Origin of the sequence: Methylobacterium sp. J-076, from assembly GCF_022829405.1 — a bacterium.
Taxonomy (GTDB): domain Bacteria; phylum Pseudomonadota; class Alphaproteobacteria; order Rhizobiales; family Beijerinckiaceae; genus Methylobacterium.
In genome coordinates, this window is record NZ_JAKSXW010000090.1 from 127,557 (window position 1) to 145,194 (window position 17,638).

Annotated in this window: 20 protein-coding genes and 1 tRNA gene; 10 read left to right on the plus strand and 11 right to left on the minus strand. The window is 72.9% G+C overall.

Going from position 1 to position 17,638, the window contains the following annotated elements:
• Nucleotides 1–64: 64 nt before the first annotated feature.
• Together MKK53_RS08235 and MKK53_RS08240 are read right to left on the minus strand one after the other, a co-directional pair.
• A tRNA-Gln gene (locus tag MKK53_RS08235) sits at nt 65–139 on the minus strand.
• A 60-nt stretch (nt 140–199) separates the two neighbouring features.
• Nucleotides 200–913, minus strand: a complete 714-nt coding sequence (locus MKK53_RS08240) for an SDR family NAD(P)-dependent oxidoreductase (protein ID WP_243928209.1) — start codon at nt 911–913, stop codon at nt 200–202.
• A gap of 99 nt (nt 914–1,012) precedes the next feature.
• Here MKK53_RS08240 and MKK53_RS08245 point away from each other — a divergent pair, with 99 nt between their 5' ends.
• Complete coding sequence (locus MKK53_RS08245; RefSeq protein WP_243928210.1) at nt 1,013–1,273, plus strand: hypothetical protein; 261 nt, start codon at nt 1,013–1,015, stop codon at nt 1,271–1,273.
• A 97-nt stretch (nt 1,274–1,370) separates the two neighbouring features.
• On the opposite strand, the gene MKK53_RS08250 is transcribed toward MKK53_RS08245, so the two are convergent.
• The 4 genes from MKK53_RS08250 to MKK53_RS08265 form a co-directional block, all read right to left on the minus strand.
• Nucleotides 1,371–1,760: a phage holin family protein gene (locus tag MKK53_RS08250; protein WP_243928211.1), complete on the minus strand. Its 390-nt coding sequence runs from the start codon at nt 1,758–1,760 to the stop codon at nt 1,371–1,373.
• 141 nt (nt 1,761–1,901) lie between these two features.
• Nucleotides 1,902–2,705: an ABC transporter permease gene (locus tag MKK53_RS08255; protein WP_243928212.1), complete on the minus strand. Its 804-nt coding sequence runs from the start codon at nt 2,703–2,705 to the stop codon at nt 1,902–1,904.
• A gap of 116 nt (nt 2,706–2,821) precedes the next feature.
• Entirely contained in the window at nt 2,822–2,992 is a 171-nt protein-coding gene (locus MKK53_RS08260) for a hypothetical protein (RefSeq protein WP_243928213.1), read from the minus strand.
• A gap of 156 nt (nt 2,993–3,148) precedes the next feature.
• Entirely contained in the window at nt 3,149–3,568 is a 420-nt protein-coding gene (locus MKK53_RS08265) for a hypothetical protein (RefSeq protein WP_409564292.1), read from the minus strand.
• A 320-nt stretch (nt 3,569–3,888) separates the two neighbouring features.
• Between MKK53_RS08265 and MKK53_RS08270 the strand changes: the two genes are divergently transcribed.
• Nucleotides 3,889–5,349 carry a methyl-accepting chemotaxis protein gene (locus tag MKK53_RS08270; RefSeq protein WP_243928214.1) on the plus strand — a complete coding sequence of 487 codons (1,461 nt, stop codon included), beginning with the start codon at nt 3,889–3,891 and terminating at the stop codon, nt 5,347–5,349.
• A gap of 13 nt (nt 5,350–5,362) precedes the next feature.
• On the opposite strand, the gene thpR is transcribed toward MKK53_RS08270, so the two are convergent.
• Nucleotides 5,363–5,902, minus strand: a complete 540-nt coding sequence (gene thpR, locus MKK53_RS08275; protein ID WP_243928215.1) for an RNA 2',3'-cyclic phosphodiesterase — start codon at nt 5,900–5,902, stop codon at nt 5,363–5,365.
• Nucleotides 5,902–6,516: an arylesterase gene (locus MKK53_RS08280; RefSeq protein ID WP_243928216.1), complete on the minus strand. Its 615-nt coding sequence runs from the start codon at nt 6,514–6,516 to the stop codon at nt 5,902–5,904. The genes thpR and MKK53_RS08280 overlap by 1 nt, the downstream gene beginning before the upstream one ends.
• A 144-nt stretch (nt 6,517–6,660) precedes the next feature.
• Here MKK53_RS08280 and MKK53_RS08285 point away from each other — a divergent pair, with 144 nt between their 5' ends.
• From MKK53_RS08285 to MKK53_RS08300, 4 genes are all read left to right on the plus strand, one after another.
• Nucleotides 6,661–7,374 (plus strand): ABC transporter ATP-binding protein, encoded by a 714-nt coding sequence (locus MKK53_RS08285; RefSeq protein ID WP_243928217.1) that lies wholly within the window; start codon nt 6,661–6,663, stop codon nt 7,372–7,374.
• 159 nt (nt 7,375–7,533) lie between these two features.
• Complete coding sequence (locus tag MKK53_RS08290) at nt 7,534–10,098, plus strand: ABC transporter permease (protein WP_243928218.1); 2,565 nt, start codon at nt 7,534–7,536, stop codon at nt 10,096–10,098.
• A 246-nt stretch (nt 10,099–10,344) separates the two neighbouring features.
• On the plus strand, nt 10,345–11,118 hold the full coding sequence (locus tag MKK53_RS08295; protein WP_243928219.1) for a Bax inhibitor-1/YccA family protein: 774 nt from the start codon (nt 10,345–10,347) through the stop codon (nt 11,116–11,118).
• A gap of 186 nt (nt 11,119–11,304) precedes the next feature.
• A complete protein-coding gene (locus tag MKK53_RS08300; protein ID WP_243928220.1) occupies nt 11,305–12,198 on the plus strand; it encodes a dihydrodipicolinate synthase family protein in 894 nt (297 codons plus the stop codon).
• 7 nt (nt 12,199–12,205) lie between these two features.
• Here the strand turns inward: MKK53_RS08300 and MKK53_RS08305 are convergent, their stop codons facing one another.
• A complete protein-coding gene (locus tag MKK53_RS08305) occupies nt 12,206–12,580 on the minus strand; it encodes a DUF2794 domain-containing protein (RefSeq protein WP_243928221.1) in 375 nt (124 codons plus the stop codon).
• 439 nt (nt 12,581–13,019) lie between these two features.
• Between MKK53_RS08305 and bluB the strand changes: the two genes are divergently transcribed.
• The 3 genes from bluB (at nt 13,020) to MKK53_RS08320 (ending at nt 15,452) form a co-directional block, all read left to right on the plus strand.
• On the plus strand, nt 13,020–13,658 hold the full coding sequence (bluB, locus tag MKK53_RS08310; protein ID WP_243928222.1) for a 5,6-dimethylbenzimidazole synthase: 639 nt from the start codon (nt 13,020–13,022) through the stop codon (nt 13,656–13,658).
• 319 nt (nt 13,659–13,977) lie between these two features.
• On the plus strand, nt 13,978–14,475 hold the full coding sequence (locus tag MKK53_RS08315) for a L,D-transpeptidase (RefSeq protein WP_243928223.1): 498 nt from the start codon (nt 13,978–13,980) through the stop codon (nt 14,473–14,475).
• 116 nt (nt 14,476–14,591) lie between these two features.
• Nucleotides 14,592–15,452 carry a DMT family transporter gene (locus tag MKK53_RS08320; RefSeq protein WP_243928224.1) on the plus strand — a complete coding sequence of 287 codons (861 nt, stop codon included), beginning with the start codon at nt 14,592–14,594 and terminating at the stop codon, nt 15,450–15,452.
• A gap of 7 nt (nt 15,453–15,459) precedes the next feature.
• Here the strand turns inward: MKK53_RS08320 and MKK53_RS08325 are convergent, their stop codons facing one another.
• The gene (locus tag MKK53_RS08325; protein WP_243928225.1) at nt 15,460–15,768 is read right to left on the minus strand and encodes a cupin domain-containing protein; all 309 of its coding nucleotides are present in this window, start codon (nt 15,766–15,768) and stop codon (nt 15,460–15,462) included.
• A gap of 162 nt (nt 15,769–15,930) precedes the next feature.
• The gene (locus MKK53_RS08330) at nt 15,931–16,149 is read right to left on the minus strand and encodes a DUF1674 domain-containing protein (protein WP_243928226.1); all 219 of its coding nucleotides are present in this window, start codon (nt 16,147–16,149) and stop codon (nt 15,931–15,933) included.
• Nucleotides 16,150–16,311: 162 nt separating this feature from the next.
• Here MKK53_RS08330 and MKK53_RS08335 point away from each other — a divergent pair, with 162 nt between their 5' ends.
• Entirely contained in the window at nt 16,312–17,562 is a 1,251-nt protein-coding gene (locus MKK53_RS08335; RefSeq protein WP_243928304.1) for an RsmB/NOP family class I SAM-dependent RNA methyltransferase, read from the plus strand.
• The last annotated feature ends 76 nt before the right edge of the window (nt 17,563–17,638 follow it).

A 17,638-nucleotide genomic window follows, 5' to 3' on the forward strand; every position in this document is an offset into this window, starting at 1 on the left:
ATCGGCATGGCCGCTGAAGCGGCCGAGAGCCGAATGCAATCAGATCAATGACTTAACGGAGGCTTGGCTGGGGCGCCAGGATTCGAACCTGGGAATGGCGGTACCAAAAACCGCTGCCTTACCACTTGGCGACGCCCCAAGGACCGCGCCGTCCTAGACGGCTGCCCTCGCCGTGGCAAGCCTTCTCCATGGGTGGGCGCTAGGGGGGGACGGGTCGGCCGTCCCACGCGAAGACGCCGCCGCTCTCGGCCGGGGTCAGGCCGTCGAGGACGGTGAGCAGGTGGCCGGCCGCCTCGTCGGGTGTGAACGTGCCGGGCGCGTCGGCGTCGGGCCGGAACGGATGCGACAGGGCCGTCCGCACGGTGCCGGGGTGAAGACCCGCCACGATGGCCTCCGGATGGGTGCGGCGGACCTCGACCGCCAGCGTGCGCAGGATCTGGTTCAGCGCCGCCTTGGAGGCGCGGTAGCTGTACCAGCCGCCCAGGCGGTTGTCGCCGATCGAGCCGACCCGGGCGGACAGGGCCGCGAACACGCTCCGGCCCGCCCGCGGCATCAGGGGCACGAAGTGTTTGGCCACCAGCGCCGGCCCGATCGTGTTGGCGGCGAACAGATGCGCCATCGCCGCCGGGTCGAGGGCCCTCAGCGCCTTCTCCGGCGCGAGGCCGGCGCCGTGCAGCTGCCCGCTCGCCACGAGGATGAGGCCGACGGGTCCCCCCCGGGCCACCCGCTCCGCCGCCGCGCGGACGGACTCCTCGTCGGTCACGTCGATCCGCCCGGGGACCGACGGCGAGGGCCCCTCGGCCTCCGATCGCGAGAGGGCGAAGATCGCGTCCGCGCCGCCGCGCTCGGCGAGCCGGCGCACCAGGGCGCGACCGATCCCGCCCGACGCGCCGACGACGACCGCGCTCGTCATGCCGCCCCCCCCCGGACGGAGCCGCGGGCCCGGCGCCAGGCCTTCGTTAACCTTTCGTCAACCATGACGGACCCAGGCTCCGGGGGGAGGAGCTGAGGCATGGCCAAACGCCGGAACTTCGACATGCTGAGCGAGGCGCAGCTCGCGGCCGGGCGGATGGAACCGCGCCGTGTCACGGGGCTCGCCTGTTTCCGCCCGGGGGGCGCCCGGCCCGTGGCGGAGCTGCTCGACGCGATCGAGCACGTGGCCGAGGCCGCCACCGGCGAACGCAGCTTCCTCCATCTCGGCGGCAGGGCCGCGGTCTCGCGCGAGCCTGCCCTGCGCACCGCGACGGTGACGCGCATCCGCCCGGCGCGCTGACCGGCCCAGTCCGGTCGCCCGGCGCCCCGCAGGCGCGGGGCCACCCGGGGACGCAGGCGCGGGGCCACCCGGGGACCCCGCGAAACGGGGAGGGGGCTCACGCCGGGGACCGGAGGCGGGCGAGGCCGGACGGCCGGCCCGTGGCGCGCCACGTCCGCCAGGGCTCCAGGTTCGACAGGGCCATGCGCTTGGCGCCCAGGCGGGCGAGCACCAGCGCGACGATCAGGAACGGCGCGGCGACCACCAGGGCGGAGAGCAGCGGGGCGCCGCTCACCGCGGCGATCATCTTCACGATGGCGTCGAGGCCCAGGAAGAACGTCGCCACCAGGAGGATCGGGATCGTCCCGAGGATCCCCGCGAGCCGGAGCCACGCCCGCAGGTTGGCGTCGGTCTCGATCCGCGCCAGCGTGAGGACTTGGCCGATATGCCCCGCGCCGTCGCGCATGGCCGCGGCGAGGAGATCCTGAATCGGAACGGACCGGCGCATGGGGGCTCCCGGCAGCCCCCTCGGGCCGCACCGTGCCTGGCGGGGATCCGCCGGACACGGCGCCAACGGCATCCGCGCCGGTCGGTTCCTCCCGGCGCCCCCGCACGGCGCAAGCCGGCGGACGAACCCCGCCGAGGCGCCTCAGTTCCGCTTGCTGACGATGTGCTTGAGGATCAGCAGACCCATCGAAAGGCACGTCAGGGCGAACATGATGATGTAGAGATAGTCGATCTTCAGGCCCGATGTGGGGTAATACCCCAGCCTCATCCATTCGCAGAGCTGGAGCGCCGGATTGAACTTGAGCCAGTAGTAGATTTTTTCCGGTAGGAAGCTCGGCATGAACATGACGCCGCTGGCGACGTACATGAGGATGTTGAAGAGCGCGTAGCCCACGAGCCAGCCGGGAAAGAAGCCCACGATGGCGACGTTCACCACCCCGACGCCGATGCCCAACAGGATCGCCGCCAGATACGCCGTCACCGCGATGAAGCTGTCCGCCGGGCGGGGATCCGTGCCCAGGGCGGTGAGCAGGCTCACGACGACGATCAGGCCGAGGAACCCCGTCACGATCTCCACCAGCACCCGGGCGAGGATCAGATCGAACAGCTTGACCTGCGGATAGTAGGTCAACGGCTTGTTGACGATGGTCGCCTTCATCACCTCCCGGGAGATGTACTGGAAGATCAGCACGGGGACGGCGCCGGTGGCGAAGAAGAGCGGCGCGCTGTTGCCGATGGGCGCGGGGAGATGCTGGAAGGTGTAGATCCCGATCAGCATGAAGATGTGCACGCAGGGCCACAGCACGACCACGGCGTAGCCCCACAGCGTGCCCCCGAAGCGGGTGCGCATGTCGCGCAGCATCAGGGCGTGGAGGACGTGCAGGTAGGATTCGAGCGGGCTCAGCCGGTCGCCGTCCCGCACGCTCGTCGTCAGGCCAATCGCCATCGCCCTCTCGGTCCCGCCCCCAGGCCGCCGACGGAACGCGGCCGGCGCGTCACGGCATGCCGGGGGAAAGCGACGAAACTACGTCGCCGCCGGGCCGGGCGGGCGGGGGAGGGGGCTCAGAGCATCCCGCCGAAGCCGGTGCGCTCGACCTGGGCGCGCTGCTCCTCGTAACGCGCCGCCACCGAGCGGTCGAAGGCCCGGCCGATCCGGCGCGCGAGGCGCGGGGCGGAGGCGGCGATCCCGCGGACGACGGTCGTGGAGAGCACGGTCTTGGCGAGCAGGGTCAAGGCAACCTCCGGCGGGGTCGATCCCCATCATGGTGCGTCGCAGCATCATGGGGCAAACTCCGTCCGGCGGTGAGGGCGGTGGCGCCATATCCGCCCTGCGTTGGCCGCATCCCCCGCCCGGCGGCGGCGTTGTGCGCCGCAGCGGACGGGCCCGGCCTACCGGGCCTTCTCGTGCTCGGAGAGGCCGATCGCCCGGTAATCGTAGGTCGGGTAGAACTCCGTCCGGTAGGCCCCCCAGGCGGTGTCCTCGAGCACCCGGTTCACCTCCCGCAGGCGCGAGGCCGGCAGGCGCAGGACGATCACCTGCCCGATCCCCATCACCACGTTCCACGACACCACCTCCATGCCGGCAGGCGGGAAGGCCTTGTAGAACCCCTGGCGGGCGAGCTGCTGGTTCAGCTCGGCGAGGGGGCGCGATTGATCGTGCCGGAGGAAGACCGTGAGCAGGATGGCGTCGGCCGAGGTGGCGGCGGCCCCGTCGGCCGGGGGTGCCGCCACGCCCTGGGCGAGGGCCCCGCCGCCGAGAAGGCCCAGGGCGAGGAGTGACGCGGCGGCGGTCGGCAGGGAACGGACCACGGGAACCTCCGGGCGGCAGACGATGGGGTATCCGGCGGAGGCTAGGGCCGTTCCCGTCCAGGTTGCAACATCGGCCGGAGCCGCCTTCCCCCCCACGACCCCGGCAGGCGTGAGGGAGCGCGACAGTCTTTCCGGGCCGCCGCCATGCCCGTCGATTGCGCGGATATCGCCGGGCACAGTTTTCGGGGGGTTCTCGCCGTGACCGGAAACGGTCCACAAATCCCGGATGTGCAGTCGTCGATCACTCAACCAGCAGTAAAAAGTTTTAAAACTTTCCCCCTAATTAGAGTCAATCCATCCATCGAGAGGAACGCCCGCGGATGTTCAGGCGATCGAAGTACAACGAATCGCAGTCCACGATCGAAGCGCTCGATCGCTCGCTGGCGATCATCGAGTTCGGCATGGACGGGACGATCCTGACGGCCAATGCCAACTTCCTGTCCGTCGTGGGGTACGAACTCGCGGAGCTCCAGGGGCGCCACCATCGCATCTTCATCGAGGAGGACGCCGCGCGCAGCCCCGAATACGAGCAGTTCTGGGCGAAGCTGCGGGCCGGCGAGTTCGCCTCGGGCGAGTTCATGCGCCTCGACAAGGACAAGCGGCGGGTATGGCTGGAAGCCACCTACAACCCCGGTCTCGATCAGGCCGGCAAACCGGTCAAGGTCGTGAAGTTCGCCGCGAACATCACCGCCAAGAAGAACGAGGTCAGCCGCCTCCTCACCATGATCGACGACATGCCGGTGGCGGTGATGACCGCCGACCCGAAGGACAACTTCAAGATCAACTACCTGAACCGGACGTCCACCAAGACGCTGGGGACGATCGAGCAGTACCTGCCGATCAAGGCTTCGGAGATGATCGGAAGGTCCTTCGACGTCTTCCACAAGAACCCGCACCACCAGCGCACCATGCTGGCCGATGCGAGCCGCCTGCCGCACCGGACGCGGATCAAGGTCGGGCCGGAAACCCTCGACCTGCAGGTCTCGGCGATCAAGGATCCGGAGGGCAACTACCTCGGCCCGATGCTGACGTGGTCGGTCATCTCGGCGCAGCTCGCCATGGCCGGCGAGGTGACGCGGGTGGTCGATGCCCTCGGCCAGGCCATCGAGGAGATGCGGCGATCGGCCGAAGGGCTGGGCCACTCCGCCGACGAGGCGAGCAGCCTCGCCGCCAACGTCGCGGCCGGCTCGGAGGAGATGTCGAGCACCGTCAAGGAGATCTCCGGCCAGGTCGGCCGGGTCTCGGAGCGGGCGAACCAGATCGCCGACCAGGCCGGGGCCACCGACATGACCGTGCGGGCGCTCGCCGAGAAGACCGGCAAGGTCGATTCGGTCGTCGCGATGATCAAGTCGATCGCCGACCAGACCAACCTGCTGGCCCTGAACGCCACCATCGAGGCGGCCCGGGCCGGGGAGGCGGGCCGCGGCTTCGCCGTGGTGGCGGCCGAGGTGAAGGAGCTCGCCGGCCAGACCGCCCGGGCCACCGACGAGATCACCCAGCAGATCCACGCCATCCAGTCCGCCACCGGCGAGGCCGTGTCGGCCATCGGCATGATCACCGGCGCGGTGGAGGAGCTGTCGCGGCTCACCCTGGCCATCGCGGGCGCCGTGGAGCAGCAGGCGGCCTCGACGCAGGAGATGACGGTGAACATCTCCGGCGTCTCCACCGCGGCGGGCTCGACGGGCCGGTTCGCCGAGACGGTGCGGGAGATCTCCGAGCGCCTCGCCGGCCACTCCGCGGGCCTCGGCGCCAGCATGGAGACCTTCCTGAGGGCGAGCTGACGGCGCCTCGCCGTCAGGCGAACGGCACCTCGGCCTCCGCCAGATACGGCCCGCCGCCGGTCGATTCGCGGGCCGAAAACACCGTCACCCGCTCGGCGGTGAAGCTCAGCGGCGGGGAGACCGGGGCCTGCGAGAGGGCCATCGCCACCGCCTCGGGGCTCGCCTCCCGGCGCAGGCGCGCCAGGGTGACATGCGGGGTGAACCGGCGCGTCTCCGGGGCGAGGCCCGCCCGGCGGGCGAGGCGTTCCTGCTCGGCCTGCAAGTCGAGGAGGTCCGGGCCCGGGTGGACCGCGGCGTAGAGCGCCCGCGGCTTGTCCCCGCCGAACACCCCGAGCCCGTCCAGCGTCACGGTGAGCGGCCCCCGCTGCCGCATCTCGCCGAGGAGGTCGAGGAAATCCTCCGCGACCGTCCGCTCCACATCCCCGAGGAAGCGCAGGGTGACGTGGTAGTCCCGGGGCTCGATCCACCGGGCCCCGGCCAGTCCGCCCCGGTGGGCGGACAGCGCCGCCGCGACCTCCGGCGGAAGGGCCAGCCCGGTGAACAGCCGCGGCATCAGCGGTCCGCCCGGGGCGGCAGGCCGTCGAGGAACCGCTCGACGGTGGGCAGCATCCGCGCGGCGATGGTCTCGACGCCCTTCACGTTCGGGTGCAGCCCGTCATCGAGGTGCTGGCCGGCATCGCCGACGATCCCGTCGAGGAAGAACGGGTAGAGGATCAGGCCGTCCTGGTGGGCGAGGTCGGGGAAGATCGCGTCGAACTTCGCCCGGTAGTCCGGGCCGAGATTGGGCGCCGCCCGCATCCCGGCGAGCAGCACCGGGACGTGCCGGGCCTTCAGCGCGTCGAGGATCGCCGCGAGGGTGCGCCGGGTCACGGCCGGGTCGGTCCCGCGCAGCATGTCGTTGGCGCCGAGTTCGAGGATCACCCCGTCCGTCCCGTCCGGCACCGACCAGTCGATCCGATCCAGCCCCCCCGTCGTCGTGTCGCCGGAGACGCCGGCATTGGCGATCTGCACGTCCCGGCCCTTCGCCTTCAGCATCCGCTCCAGCACGGCGGGGAAGGCGGCGTCGGCGGGCAGGCGGTAGCCCGCCGTGAGGCTGTCCCCGAAGGCCACGAGCCTGACCGGGCGGGGGGCGGCCAGGGCGGCCGGGGCGGTGAAGATCAGGCTCATCAGCAGGCCAATCAGCGGGGGGAGTGCGAAACGACGTCGCCTGTCATGGCGCAGCCGCAATGCGGCACCCATATCGCGCCGCAACCCAACCCGGCGCGGAGCCGTGCGTCTCATGCTCGTCATCGCCCACAGATCGGACCGGCCATGACCGACGGCAAGGTGTCCCCCACCGCGGCGGACTCCCCGGCGATCGCCCTCGACGCGATCGACCTCAGCCTCGGGCGCGGCCCCGCCAGGGTCCACGTGCTGCGGGGGATCTCGCTCACCGTGGGCCGGGGCGAGGCCGTGGGCCTCGTCGGGCCCTCCGGCTCGGGCAAGTCGACGCTGCTCATGGTGATGGCCGGCCTGGAACGGCCCGATTCCGGGCGGGTGCTGGTGGAGGACACCGACCTCGTGGGGCTCGACGAGGATGCGCTCGCCCGCTTCCGCGGCCGGCGGATCGGCATCGTCTTCCAGTCCTTCCACCTCGTGCCGACCATGACGGCCCTGGAGAACGTGGCGCTGCCCCTGGAGCTCGCCGACCGGCCGGGCGCCCTGGAGCGCGCCCGCGCGGAGCTGGAGGCGGTGGGCCTCGGGCACCGGCTGCACCATTACCCGGCCCAGCTCTCGGGGGGCGAGCAGCAGCGCGTCGCCATCGCCCGGGCCGTGGCGCCGGACCCGGCGATCCTCGTGGCCGACGAGCCCACCGGCAACCTCGACGAGGCAACCGGCCGGCAGATCGTGGACCTCCTGTTCCGCCTCAAGCGCGACCGGGGGGCGACCCTCGTCCTCGTGACCCACGATAGCGGCCTCGCCCGCCTCTGCGACCGGACGGTGCGGCTGCGCTCCGGCGTGGTCGAGGAGGCGGTGGCGGCGTGAGGCCCCACCGGACGCCGCAACGCCCGCTCTTCACGGCAAGGCTTGAAACCCACGCCGTCTTTGCGAGCGTCAGCGAAGCAGAGACGGTGGGGCCTGTGGGGGTCGCGACACGCCTCCTATCGGGAGGGGAGCCCCCTTCGCCGGTGAGAACTTAAAGACATGCACGGCACCCTGACCCGCCCCCGTCCCGCCCCCCGCCGGCCCCTGGTCCTGCGCCTCGCCCTGCGCGAACTGCGCGGCGGGCTCTCCGGCTTCGGGGTGTTCCTCGCCTGCATCGCGCTGGGCGTCGCGGCCATCGCGGGCATCGCCTCGGTGTCGCGCTCCCTGTCGGACGGGCTCGGGCGCGAGGGGCGGCGGATCATCGGCGGCGACCTCAGCTACAGCCTCATCAACCGCGAGGCGAGCGGGGACGAGCGGGCGGCGCTGGCCCGCGAGGGCGGGCTCGACGTCGTCGGCTCGCTGCGCGCCATGGCCGTGGCGCCGGGCGGCGACGCGACCCTGGTGGAGCTGAAGGCCGTCGACCCCGCCACCTACCCGGCGGCGGGGGAGCTCGTCACCGAGCCGGCGAGCCCCCTCGCCGACCTGCTGGCGGGCAAGGACGGCGTGCCCGGCGCGCTGGCCGACCCGGCCCTCCTCACCCGCCTGGACCTCAAGCCCGGCGACCGGATCACCCTCGCCGGCCACCCGCTCATCCTGCGCGGGACGATCCAGTCGGAGCCCGACAAGATCGCCGGCGGCATCGGCTTCGGGCCGCGGCTGATGGTGTCGCAGGAGGCCCTGCGCGAGACCGGCCTCGTCCAGCCGGGCAGCCTGAGCCGCTGGAGCTACCGGGTGCAGCTGCCCCCCGGGGCCGACCTCGACGCCACCGAGGCCCGGGTGCGCACGGCCGCCCCGGAGGCCGGCTGGCAGGTCCGCAGCCGGGCCAATGCCGATCCGCGCTTCGCCCAGAGCATCGAGCGGTTCACCCAGTTCCTGACGCTGGTCGGCCTCACCGCGCTGATCGTCGGCGGGGTCGGGGTGGCCAACGCCGTCCACGCCTTCGTGGAGCGCAAGCGCGGGTCCATCGCCACCCTCAAGAGCATCGGCGCGCCGGGCTCGACCGTGGTCGCCCTGTACCTGACGCAGGTCATGCTGATCGCCGGGCTCGGCACGGGGATCGGCCTCGCGGCGGGGGCGAGCCTGCCCTTCCTGGTGGACGCCCTGTTCTCCGGCAGCCTGCCCCTTCCCCTCAACCCGACCGTCGCCCCCGGCGAGCTGGCCCTCGCGGCGGCCTACGGGCTCATCACCGCCTTCGCCTTCGCGATCACCCCCCTCGGCCGGGCCCACGACGTCCCCGTCTCGGGGCTGTTCCGCGACACCGTCGATCCGTCCGGCGTGGCGCCGCGGCGGCGCTACCGGATCTGGCTCGCCCTCGCCCTGGCGCTCCTCGTCGGGCTCTCGGTGGCCACGGCCTTCGACCGGCGGGTGGCGCTGATCTTCATCGCGGCGGCGGGGATCGCCTTCGCGCTCCTCCGCCTCGTGGCCGTCGGGCTGATGGCGGGGGCGCGGCGCCTGCCGCATCCGAAGGGGGCGGCGCCGCGGATGGCGCTCGCCAACCTCCACCGGCCCGGCGCCCTGACGCCGACCATCGTGCTCTCCCTCGGCCTCGGGGTGACGCTCCTCGTGGCGCTCAGCCTGATCGACGCCAACGTCAGCCGCACGATCAGCGCGACCCTGCCGGCCAAGGCGCCGAACCTGTTCTTCCTCGACATCCCCTCCCGGGACGCCGGCCGGTTCCGGGACTACCTCCGCGCCGAGGCCCCGGCCGGGCGGATCGAGGACGTGCCGATGATGCGCGGGCGCATCGTCGCCCTGAACGGCGTGCCCGTGCGCCAGATCCGCCCGCCGGAGGACGCCGCCTGGGTCCTCGACGGCGACCGGGGCATCACCTACGCCGATTCGGTGCCGGAGGGCACGAAGGTGGAGGAGGGCCGCTGGTGGGATGCGGGGGAGGGCGCCGGCCACCTCGTCTCCTTCGAGCGCGACCTCGCCCGGCTGCTCGGCCTGAAGGTGGGCGACAGCGTCACCGTCAACGTGCTCGGGCGGGACGTGACCGCCACGATCTTCAACCTGCGCAAGGTCGAGTGGCGCAACCTCGGCATCAACTTCGTGATGGTGTTCTCGCCGGGCACCTTCCGCGGGGCGCCGCATTCGGACCTCGCCACCCTGAGCCTGCCGGGGGGGGCGGACCCCGCCGCCGAGAACCGCATCCTCCGGGGCGTCGCCAAGGCGTTCCCCTCCGTCACCTCCGTGCGGGTGAAGGACGCCCTCGACGCGGTGGGCGATCTCGTCGGGCGCCTCGTCCTGGCGATCCGCGGGGCGAGCGGCGTGGCGATCCTGGCGAGCCTCCTCGTCCTCGGCGGCGCCGTGGCGGCGGGCCACCGGGCGCGGCTCTACGACGCCGTGGTGCTCAAAGTGCTCGGTGCGAGCCGGCGGCGGCTGCTCTCGGCCTACGCCATCGAGTACGCGGCGCTGGGGCTCGCCACCGCCGTCTTCGGGCTGATCGCCGGGAGCCTCGCGGGCTGGGTCATCGTCGCCAAGGTGATGCACCTCGGCTTCGAGCTCGACCTGTCGGGGGCGCTGCTGGCCGCGGGCGCGGCGGTGCTGCTGGCGGTGGTGCTCGGGCTTGCCGGCACGGCGCGGATCCTCGGCCAGAAGCCGGCACCCTACCTGCGCGAGTTATAGGAGTCGCGCCGCCGCGCCTGCCAGTGGAAGTCCGGTCGTTCCCGTGGGGACCGAGTTTAATCCCGGATTTCATGAACAAATTTACAGGCGTGCGGCGCCGAAAACCGCGCCGTGAACCTCGGCCGGGCCTTGTGCGCGGGGGCGTCCCGCAACATATTCTGGGACGAGGCGCCAGCCGGCGCCAGAGGTCCTGCGTGGGCCTCGCCCGAAACACCACGCTGAGAGAGCCTCCGCGAGGATACTCCCATGGCCTTCGAAAACAGCCCCTTCCGATACGGCCAGCAGCAGCAGCCGGCCGGCTATGCGGGGACCCAGGTCGAAGTCGACCAGGGTCTGCGTTCCTTCATGCTCGGCGTCTACAACAACATGATCGTGGGGCTCGGGATCTCCGGCCTCGTGGCGCTGGGTCTCAACATGGCGTCCGTCGCGGCCTACCAGGGCACGCGGCCGGTGCTGACGCCCTTCGGCGTCGCGCTCTACACCAGCCCCCTCAAGTGGCTGCTGATGCTCGCGCCGCTGGCCTTCATCTTCGTCTTCTCGTTCCGCATGGACCGCATGTCGGCCTCTTCGGCGCGGACGATGTTCTTCGGCTTCGCGGCGGTGATGGGCGCGTCGATGTCCACCCTCCTCCTCGTCTTCACGGGGGCGAGCGTGGTGCAGGTGTTCTTCATCACGGCGGCGGCCTTCAGCGGCCTCAGCCTGTGGGGTTACACCACGCGCCGCAGCCTGTCGGGCATGGGCTCGTTCCTGATGATGGGCCTCATCGGCATCATCATCGCCTCGCTGGTGAACATCTTCCTCGCCTCCTCGGCGATGCAGTTCGCCATCTCGGTGCTCGGCGTGCTGATCTTCGCGGGCCTGACCGCCTACGACACCCAGAAGCTCAAGGAGATGTATCTCTACGGCGGCTTCGACGGTGAGATGGCGGCCAAGATGTCGGTGAACGGCGCCCTGACGCTCTACCTCGACTTCATCAACATGTTCCAGTTCCTGCTCTCCCTGGTCGGCGACCGCCGCTGAGGGACGCTGACGGATCCGGACGCGAAGGCCCCGGCGGGAGACCGCCGGGGCCTTTTTCGTGGGGGTCCTCGCGAAGGGCGAGCCGTGGGGCGGCGGCGGGGTGGAACCCTGCCGCACCCCGGGGCGCTGCCCCGAGACCCCACCGGAGGGCTCGCCCTCCGGAATCCCCGCACCCCGAGCCACGGCATGAGCGCGTTCACCGGCCTCTCCGCCTTCCCGATCACGCCCTGCGATGCCGCCGGGCGGCTCGATGAGGACGGGCTGCGGCGCCTGCTCGCGCCCCTAGTGGCGGAGGGGGTCGACTCGATCGGGCCGCTCGGCAGCACCGGCACCTACGCCTACCTGACCCGGGAGGAGCGCCGCCGCGCCGTCGCCGTCGCCGCCGAGGTGGTGGCCGGGCGGGTGCCGCTGCTGGTCGGCGTCGGCGCCCTGCGCACCGACGAGGCCGTCCACCTCGCCCGCGAGGCGAAGGCGGCGGGGGCGGCGGCGGGGCTGCTCGCTCCGGTCTCGTACACGCCGCTGACCGAGGAGGAGGTCGTCGCCCACTTCGCCGCCGTGGCGGAGGAGGGCGGGTTGCCCCTCGTGATCTACGACAACCCCGCCACCACCCATTTCCGCTTCACCCCGGCGCTGATCGGGCGCCTCGCCCGGTTGCCGGGGATCGTCGCGGCGAAGTGCCCCGGCCCGGCCCCCGAGGCGGCGGCCCAGACCGTCGCGGACCTGCGGGCCGCCGTGCCGGAGGGGTTCCCGGTGGGTTTCAGCGGGGACTGGAACGCGACCGAGGCGCTGATCGCCGGGGGAGTGGCGTGGTACGGCGTCGCCGCCGGGCTGTTCCCGCGCCCCTGCCTGGAGATCGTGCGCGCCGTGCGCGCGGGAGACGTCGCCCGGGCGCGCAGGCTCGATGCGGCGATGGCGCCCCTCTGGGACCTGTTCAAGGCCCATTCGAGCCTGCGGATCGCCTACGGGCTCGCCGAATCCCTCGGCCTGTGCCGGGCGGTGCCGCCGCGCCCGATCCTGCCCCTGCCGGAGCCGGTCCGGGCGCAGGCCCTCGCGACGGTGCGGGAGATGGGGCTCGCCTGAGCCCGCCTCACACCGCCCGCGGGCCGGGCTCCAGCACGCTGATGACCCGGGCGAGGTCCGTGCCGCGTTTCAGCACGCGCCCGTCCGCGGCGATCACCGCATAGGCCCCCTGGCGGCGGGCGAGCTTCGGATCCTTCTCGATACGGTAGAGCGGCATCTCGGAGGACCGGCGGTAGATCGAGAACACCGCCTTGTCCCGGCGGAAGTCCAGGGCGTAGTCCCGCCACTCGCCCCCGGCGACCTGACGGCCGTAGAGGTTGAAGATCACCCGCAGCTCGTCGCGCTGGAAGGCGACCTGCGGGGGTTCGGCACGGGACGGGAAGGGGATGACGTGTCCTGCCGATTCGTCGGACCGAGATCCGACGCCTGTCCATTCGCTCATCGTCGCTCCTGGCGCGCGTGGCAGGGTCCCCGCGACGGCCCCGTCCAGCGGCGCGCCCCATGCGGGAAACCCTTAGCCGGGATGATGGTCCGCGCCGGAGCGGGCTGCAAGGGGAGGACGGGGGCGCCGCCGCGATCCGCCCCGGCGATGACGGGAGCGTGATGGACAAGACACATCCAAGCGACAAACTTCATGCTTTCGCCCTATTCGCGCCTTTCCGGGGCCGCGTTGCAACACGACAACAGGCATCGAACCTCGCCGGGTCTTGCCCGGCCGGCGGCCGAACCCGTGCTCCCCAGCCTCGGCCCCCGTCCGACCTTGCCTGAGCCGGCACTCCGAGGTTTCGAGACCCAAGAGACTTGAAGGCCGTCCTTCCCGGGCGGCCTTCTTTTTGGCTTTTGCGCTGGGGGGGCCCGACCGGCTATGTCCTGGCGTGACCATGGACCCGCCCGACTTCGACGACGCCTTCGCAGCACGGCTCGACGCGCTGTTCGCGTGGCGCCGGGACGTGCGCCGCTTCCGCACCACCCCCCTGGACGAGGACGCCCTGCGGGCCTGCCTCGCGGCGGCGCACCGGGCGCCCTCCGTCGGCAACAGCCGCCCGTGGCGGTTCGTGCGGATCTCCGATCCCGCGAGGCGGGACGCGGTGGTCGCCAGCTTCGCCCGCTGCAACGCGCAGGCGGCGGCGGCCTACGCGGGCGAGCGGGCCGCGCGCTACCGGGCGCTGAAGCTGGCGGGGCTGAAGGAGGCGCCGGTCCATCTCGCCGCCTTCTGCGATGGGGACACCGCGGCCGGGCTCGGCCTCGGCCGGGCGACGATGCCGGAGACCCTGGCCTATTCGGTGGTCGGCGCGGTGCAGTGCCTGTGGCTCGCCGCCCGGGCGCGGGGGATCGGCGTCGGCTGGGTCTCGATCCTCGATCCCGCCGCGGTGACGGAGATCCTGGCGGTGCCGCAATCCTGGCGGCTCGTGGCGTATCTCTGCCTCGGCCTGCCGCAGGAGGAGCACCCCGATCCGGAGCTGGAGCGCCATGGCTGGCAGCCGGAGGATCGGAGGGGGGCCGAACTCTACGAGCGGTAGCCGCGCCGCCCCAATCATGCCGACGAGGCGAACCGATGCGGGGATCCGCGGCGTCCGCGGCACCCGATTGCGTCGCTGCGCGCGCGAGGACGGCGATGGACCGGCGGGGCCGGCGCCAGTCTTGGGTGGGTCGGGCGAGGGTCGGGCAAGAGTCGTGAACGCGTCGTTCACACCATCTCCGCACCCGATTCACTGATCTCCTTTACCCTCATCTTGGGTTTCAGTGGTCCTCCACCGATCAACCATAGCTTTCGCTGGAACGGCGGCAGCGACCGTGGATTGATGCGCCGCATATGCTCACGCTTGCGGAGTCGCCGGGATGTCTCGTCGCGTATCGATTGCAGTCGGGTTGGCCGCCACCCTGGCCGCGGGGGCGGCCTCGGCCCGGGAGGTGGTCCCGTTCGGCGAGGGCGCGGCGGGGACGGTGGTGATCAGCGTCTCCCAGCGCAAGCTCTACCTCGTGAACGGCGACGGGACGGCGATCCGCTACCCCGTGGCGGTGGGCAAGCCGGGCAAGCAATGGTTCGGCACGGCGACGATCGACGGGAAGTACGTCGCCCCGGCCTGGTCACCCCCGTGGGAGGTGAAGCGCGACAACCCGCGCCTGCCGAACGTCATCGCCGGAGGCTCGCCGCACAACCCGATGGGCGCCGCCGCCATGACCCTGGCCGGCGGCCAGTACGCGATCCACGGCACCAACCGCCCGAGCTCCATCGGCACCTGGGCGTCCTACGGCTGCATCCGCATGTACAATCAGGACGTGGTCGACCTGTACGAGCGGGTCGATGTCGGCACGCCGGTCTACATGACCCATTGAGCCGCCCGATCCGTCCGGGCCGGCGGGGCGGTACAGTTCGGCGCCGGCTTCCGCCTGCGTCCGTGTCGCCCCCACGGCCCCTTGCCTAAGCCCATGGGGGCGGAGGCGGGCGGATCATGCGGCGGACGACGGCAGGGTGGGGGAGCGGGCTCCTCGGCGTCCTCATCTTCAGCGGGGCGCTGCCGGCGACCCGCCTCGCCGTGGCGGGCTTCGCGCCGTTGTTCCTGACGGCGGCGCGGGCGGTGATCGCCGCCTCCCTCGGCGGGCTGCTGCTCTGGGCCCTGCGGGAGAAGCGCCCGGCGCGGGGCGACCTCGCCGCCCTGGCCCTCGTGTCGCTCGGGGTGGTGGTCGGCTTCCCCCAGCTAACGGCTCTGGCCCTGCGCCAGATCGCTGCGGCGCAGTCCGTCGTCTTCGTCGGCATGCTGCCCCTGGCCACGGCCCTGTTCGGGGTGCTGCGGGGCGGCGAGAGGCCGCGCCCGGCCTTCTGGCTGTTCTCGCTCCTCGGCAGCGCCGCGGTGGCGGGCTTCGCCCTGGGGCAGGGCGGGGCGGCGGGGGCGGGCCCGAGCCTGCTGATGCTCGGGGCGATCCTGCTCTGCGGCCTCGGCTACGCGGAGGGCGCCGCCCTGTCGCGGCGGCTCGGCGGCTGGCAGGTGATCTCCTGGGCGCTGCTGCTGGCGCTGCCCGCCATGGCGCCCCTCGCCCTCGCCACGTGGCCCGAGCGATGGGACGGCGTCGGCCCGGGGGCCTGGGGCGGGCTGGCCTACGTCTCCGTCTTCAGCATGCTGATCGGGTTTCTGTTCTGGTACCGGGGGCTGGCGCTCGGCAGCATCGCCGGGGTCGGGCAGTTGCAGCTGCTCCAGCCCTTCCTCGGCCTCGCCCTCGCGGCGCTGCTGGTCGGCGAACCCGTCTCGGGGACGATGTTCGCCGCCAGCGCCGTGGTGGTGCTGTGCGTCGCCGGGGCGCGGCGCTTCGCGTGAGGAGATCCTACTTCGCCGGGGGCGACGTCGCCTCCACCGCGGTGAAGGTCTCCAGGATGCGGTAGGTGTGCTCGGCCCCAGCGGGGACGAGGTAGGAATCGCCGGGGGCCAGCGTCACCGTCTCGCCCGCCACGACGAGCTCCGCCCGCCCGCTCACCACGTAGCCCACCGTCTCATGCTCGGACCGGGTCGCCGGCTTGTCGGAGTTCGGCTCCTCGTTGCGCCACATCCGCATGCCGATCCGCTCGCCCTTGGCGAGGCCGATCTCCCCGTGCGGACCCTCGACCGCCTGCTTCGCCGAAACCTTCGTCGCCATCGCCAACCTCCGTGAATGGCGGGGCAACGGGTTGGGGGAAGGCCTGTTCCGCCTTCCGGCGAGGGGCCGACGGGGCCGGGCGGGAAACGGGCCGCGCCATCGGGGTGGCCCACCACCCCGCCCTTCCTCCCGCGGCGACGGCGCCGGGGCTGGCGAACGCCGTCAGAAGTCGACGGCCAGCCCCTTCACCTCCCAGTCCTCGTAGCGCACCGGCTCCAGCCCCCCCCGGCCCTGGCGTTCGGGGCTGGCCTGGATCGCGGCGGCGCGGGCGTCGATGGCGGCGCGGCGCTCGGCCGCCTCGGCCAGGGCGCGCTCGGCGGCGGGGCTGAGGGGGCGGCGCGACGCCCCTGCGGGGACGGAATCGTCGGTGCGGTCTTGCATCGGGCTCGCTCGGGTGTGAGGGCGTGTCCTGATCGACAGGGATTGTGACGACACGTGGCATCTCGGGACAAGGTCCGCAACGCGGCGGATGACATCGACACCGGCCAGGGCGCGGGTGAGGACGTGGCCGGCCTCGCCACCCGCCGGGCGGCGGCGCAGGCGGTGGCCGACCTGATCGGGCAGGACCGGCCGCCGGCCCTCGACGAGGCGCTCGGCGCGGCGATCCGGGCCGAAGGGCTCGAATCGGGCGACGCGGCCCTGGCCCGGGCCATCGCGGTGGCGACCTTCCGCCGCCTGGGCCAGATCCGCCGGGTCCTGGCCGAGCGGCTCGCCAAGGGCCTGCCCGTGGCCAAGCCGCGCCTGCTGTCGCTCCTCGCCACGGGCTGCGCGCAGATCCTCGACCTCGCCGTGCCGGACCACGCCGCCGTGGACCTCGCCGTGCGCCTCGCCAAGGCCGACCCGCGCACGGCCGGCTTCGCGGGGGTGGTGAACGCCGTCCTGCGCCGGGTGGCGCGGGAGCGCGAGGCGATCCTCGCCGGGGCGGACCCGCTGGCCGACAACACGCCCGAATGGCTCGCCCGGCGCTGGGGGGCGGCCTACGGGCCGGAGACGGCGGCCGCCATCGCCCGCGCGCACCTCACCGGCGCGGCCATCGACCTGACCCTGCGCCGGGAGGACGAGGCGAAGACCTGGGCCGAGCGCCTCGGCGCGACGCGCCTGCCGACCGGCTCGTTGCGCCTGCCGCCGGACGGCGCGGCGATCCCCGCCCTGCCGGGCTTCGGGGAGGCGGCGTGGTGGGTGCAGGATGCGGCGGCGGCGATCCCCGCGCGGCTCCTGGCGGTGGCGCCGGGCGAGCGGGTGCTCGACCTCTGCGCCGCGCCGGGGGGCAAGACGATGCAGCTCGCCAGCCGCGACGCCGCGGTGACGGCCCTGGACCGGTCGGCGCCGCGCCTAGAGCGGCTGCGGGAGAACCTGTCGCGCCTCGGCCTCACCGCCGAGATCGCGGTGGCCGACGCCACGGCCTACGCCGCCGCGCCGTTCGACGCGGTGCTCCTCGACGCCCCCTGCTCGGCCACCGGCACGATCCGCCGCCACCCGGACGTCGCCTGGACCAAGGTCGAGGCCGACATCGCCCGCCTCGCCGGCCTGCAGCGGCGCCTCCTCGACCGGGCCGCCACGCTGGTGCGCCCGGGGGGCCGGCTGGTCTACTGCACCTGCTCCCTGGAGCCCGAGGAGGGCGAGGCGCAGATCGCCGCCTTCCTCGCCCGCAACGCGAACTTCGCGCGGGTGCCGGTGACCCCGGAGGAGGTCGGCGGGCGGGGCGAGCTGATCGACGGCGACGGCGACCTGCGCACCCTGCCGTCCCACGGCCTCGACGGCTTCTTCGCGAGCCGCCTGAGACGGGCGGAGTAGGCGGGACGAGCCCCGCCCCACATTCCATCGCGCGGCGAAACGGTCTACACGGCCCGCCTCGCGATTGCCCCCGAAG

What these genes read in the sequence shown, in the direction of transcription:
- MKK53_RS08270 (WP_243928214.1), top strand. Translation starts at nt 3,889, where the DNA reads ATGTTCAGGCGATCGAAGTACAACGAATCGCAGTCCACGATCGAAGCG.
- thpR (WP_243928215.1), bottom strand. Translation starts at nt 5,902, where the DNA reads ATGCCGCGGCTGTTCACCGGGCTGGCCCTTCCGCCGGAGGTCGCGGCG.
- MKK53_RS08305 (WP_243928221.1), bottom strand. Translation starts at nt 12,580, where the DNA reads ATGAGCGAATGGACAGGCGTCGGATCTCGGTCCGACGAATCGGCAGGA.
- MKK53_RS08255 (WP_243928212.1), bottom strand. Translation starts at nt 2,705, where the DNA reads ATGGCGATTGGCCTGACGACGAGCGTGCGGGACGGCGACCGGCTGAGC.
- MKK53_RS08290 (WP_243928218.1), top strand. Translation starts at nt 7,534, where the DNA reads ATGCACGGCACCCTGACCCGCCCCCGTCCCGCCCCCCGCCGGCCCCTG.
- MKK53_RS08300 (WP_243928220.1), top strand. Translation starts at nt 11,305, where the DNA reads ATGAGCGCGTTCACCGGCCTCTCCGCCTTCCCGATCACGCCCTGCGAT.
- MKK53_RS08240 (WP_243928209.1), bottom strand. Translation starts at nt 913, where the DNA reads ATGACGAGCGCGGTCGTCGTCGGCGCGTCGGGCGGGATCGGTCGCGCC.
- MKK53_RS08320 (WP_243928224.1), top strand. Translation starts at nt 14,592, where the DNA reads ATGCGGCGGACGACGGCAGGGTGGGGGAGCGGGCTCCTCGGCGTCCTC.
- MKK53_RS08285 (WP_243928217.1), top strand. Translation starts at nt 6,661, where the DNA reads ATGACCGACGGCAAGGTGTCCCCCACCGCGGCGGACTCCCCGGCGATC.
- MKK53_RS08295 (WP_243928219.1), top strand. Translation starts at nt 10,345, where the DNA reads ATGGCCTTCGAAAACAGCCCCTTCCGATACGGCCAGCAGCAGCAGCCG.
- bluB (WP_243928222.1), top strand. Translation starts at nt 13,020, where the DNA reads ATGGACCCGCCCGACTTCGACGACGCCTTCGCAGCACGGCTCGACGCG.
- MKK53_RS08245 (WP_243928210.1), top strand. Translation starts at nt 1,013, where the DNA reads ATGGCCAAACGCCGGAACTTCGACATGCTGAGCGAGGCGCAGCTCGCG.
- MKK53_RS08250 (WP_243928211.1), bottom strand. Translation starts at nt 1,760, where the DNA reads ATGCGCCGGTCCGTTCCGATTCAGGATCTCCTCGCCGCGGCCATGCGC.
- MKK53_RS08315 (WP_243928223.1), top strand. Translation starts at nt 13,978, where the DNA reads ATGTCTCGTCGCGTATCGATTGCAGTCGGGTTGGCCGCCACCCTGGCC.
- MKK53_RS08280 (WP_243928216.1), bottom strand. Translation starts at nt 6,516, where the DNA reads ATGAGCCTGATCTTCACCGCCCCGGCCGCCCTGGCCGCCCCCCGCCCG.
- MKK53_RS08325 (WP_243928225.1), bottom strand. Translation starts at nt 15,768, where the DNA reads ATGGCGACGAAGGTTTCGGCGAAGCAGGCGGTCGAGGGTCCGCACGGG.
- MKK53_RS08330 (WP_243928226.1), bottom strand. Translation starts at nt 16,149, where the DNA reads ATGCAAGACCGCACCGACGATTCCGTCCCCGCAGGGGCGTCGCGCCGC.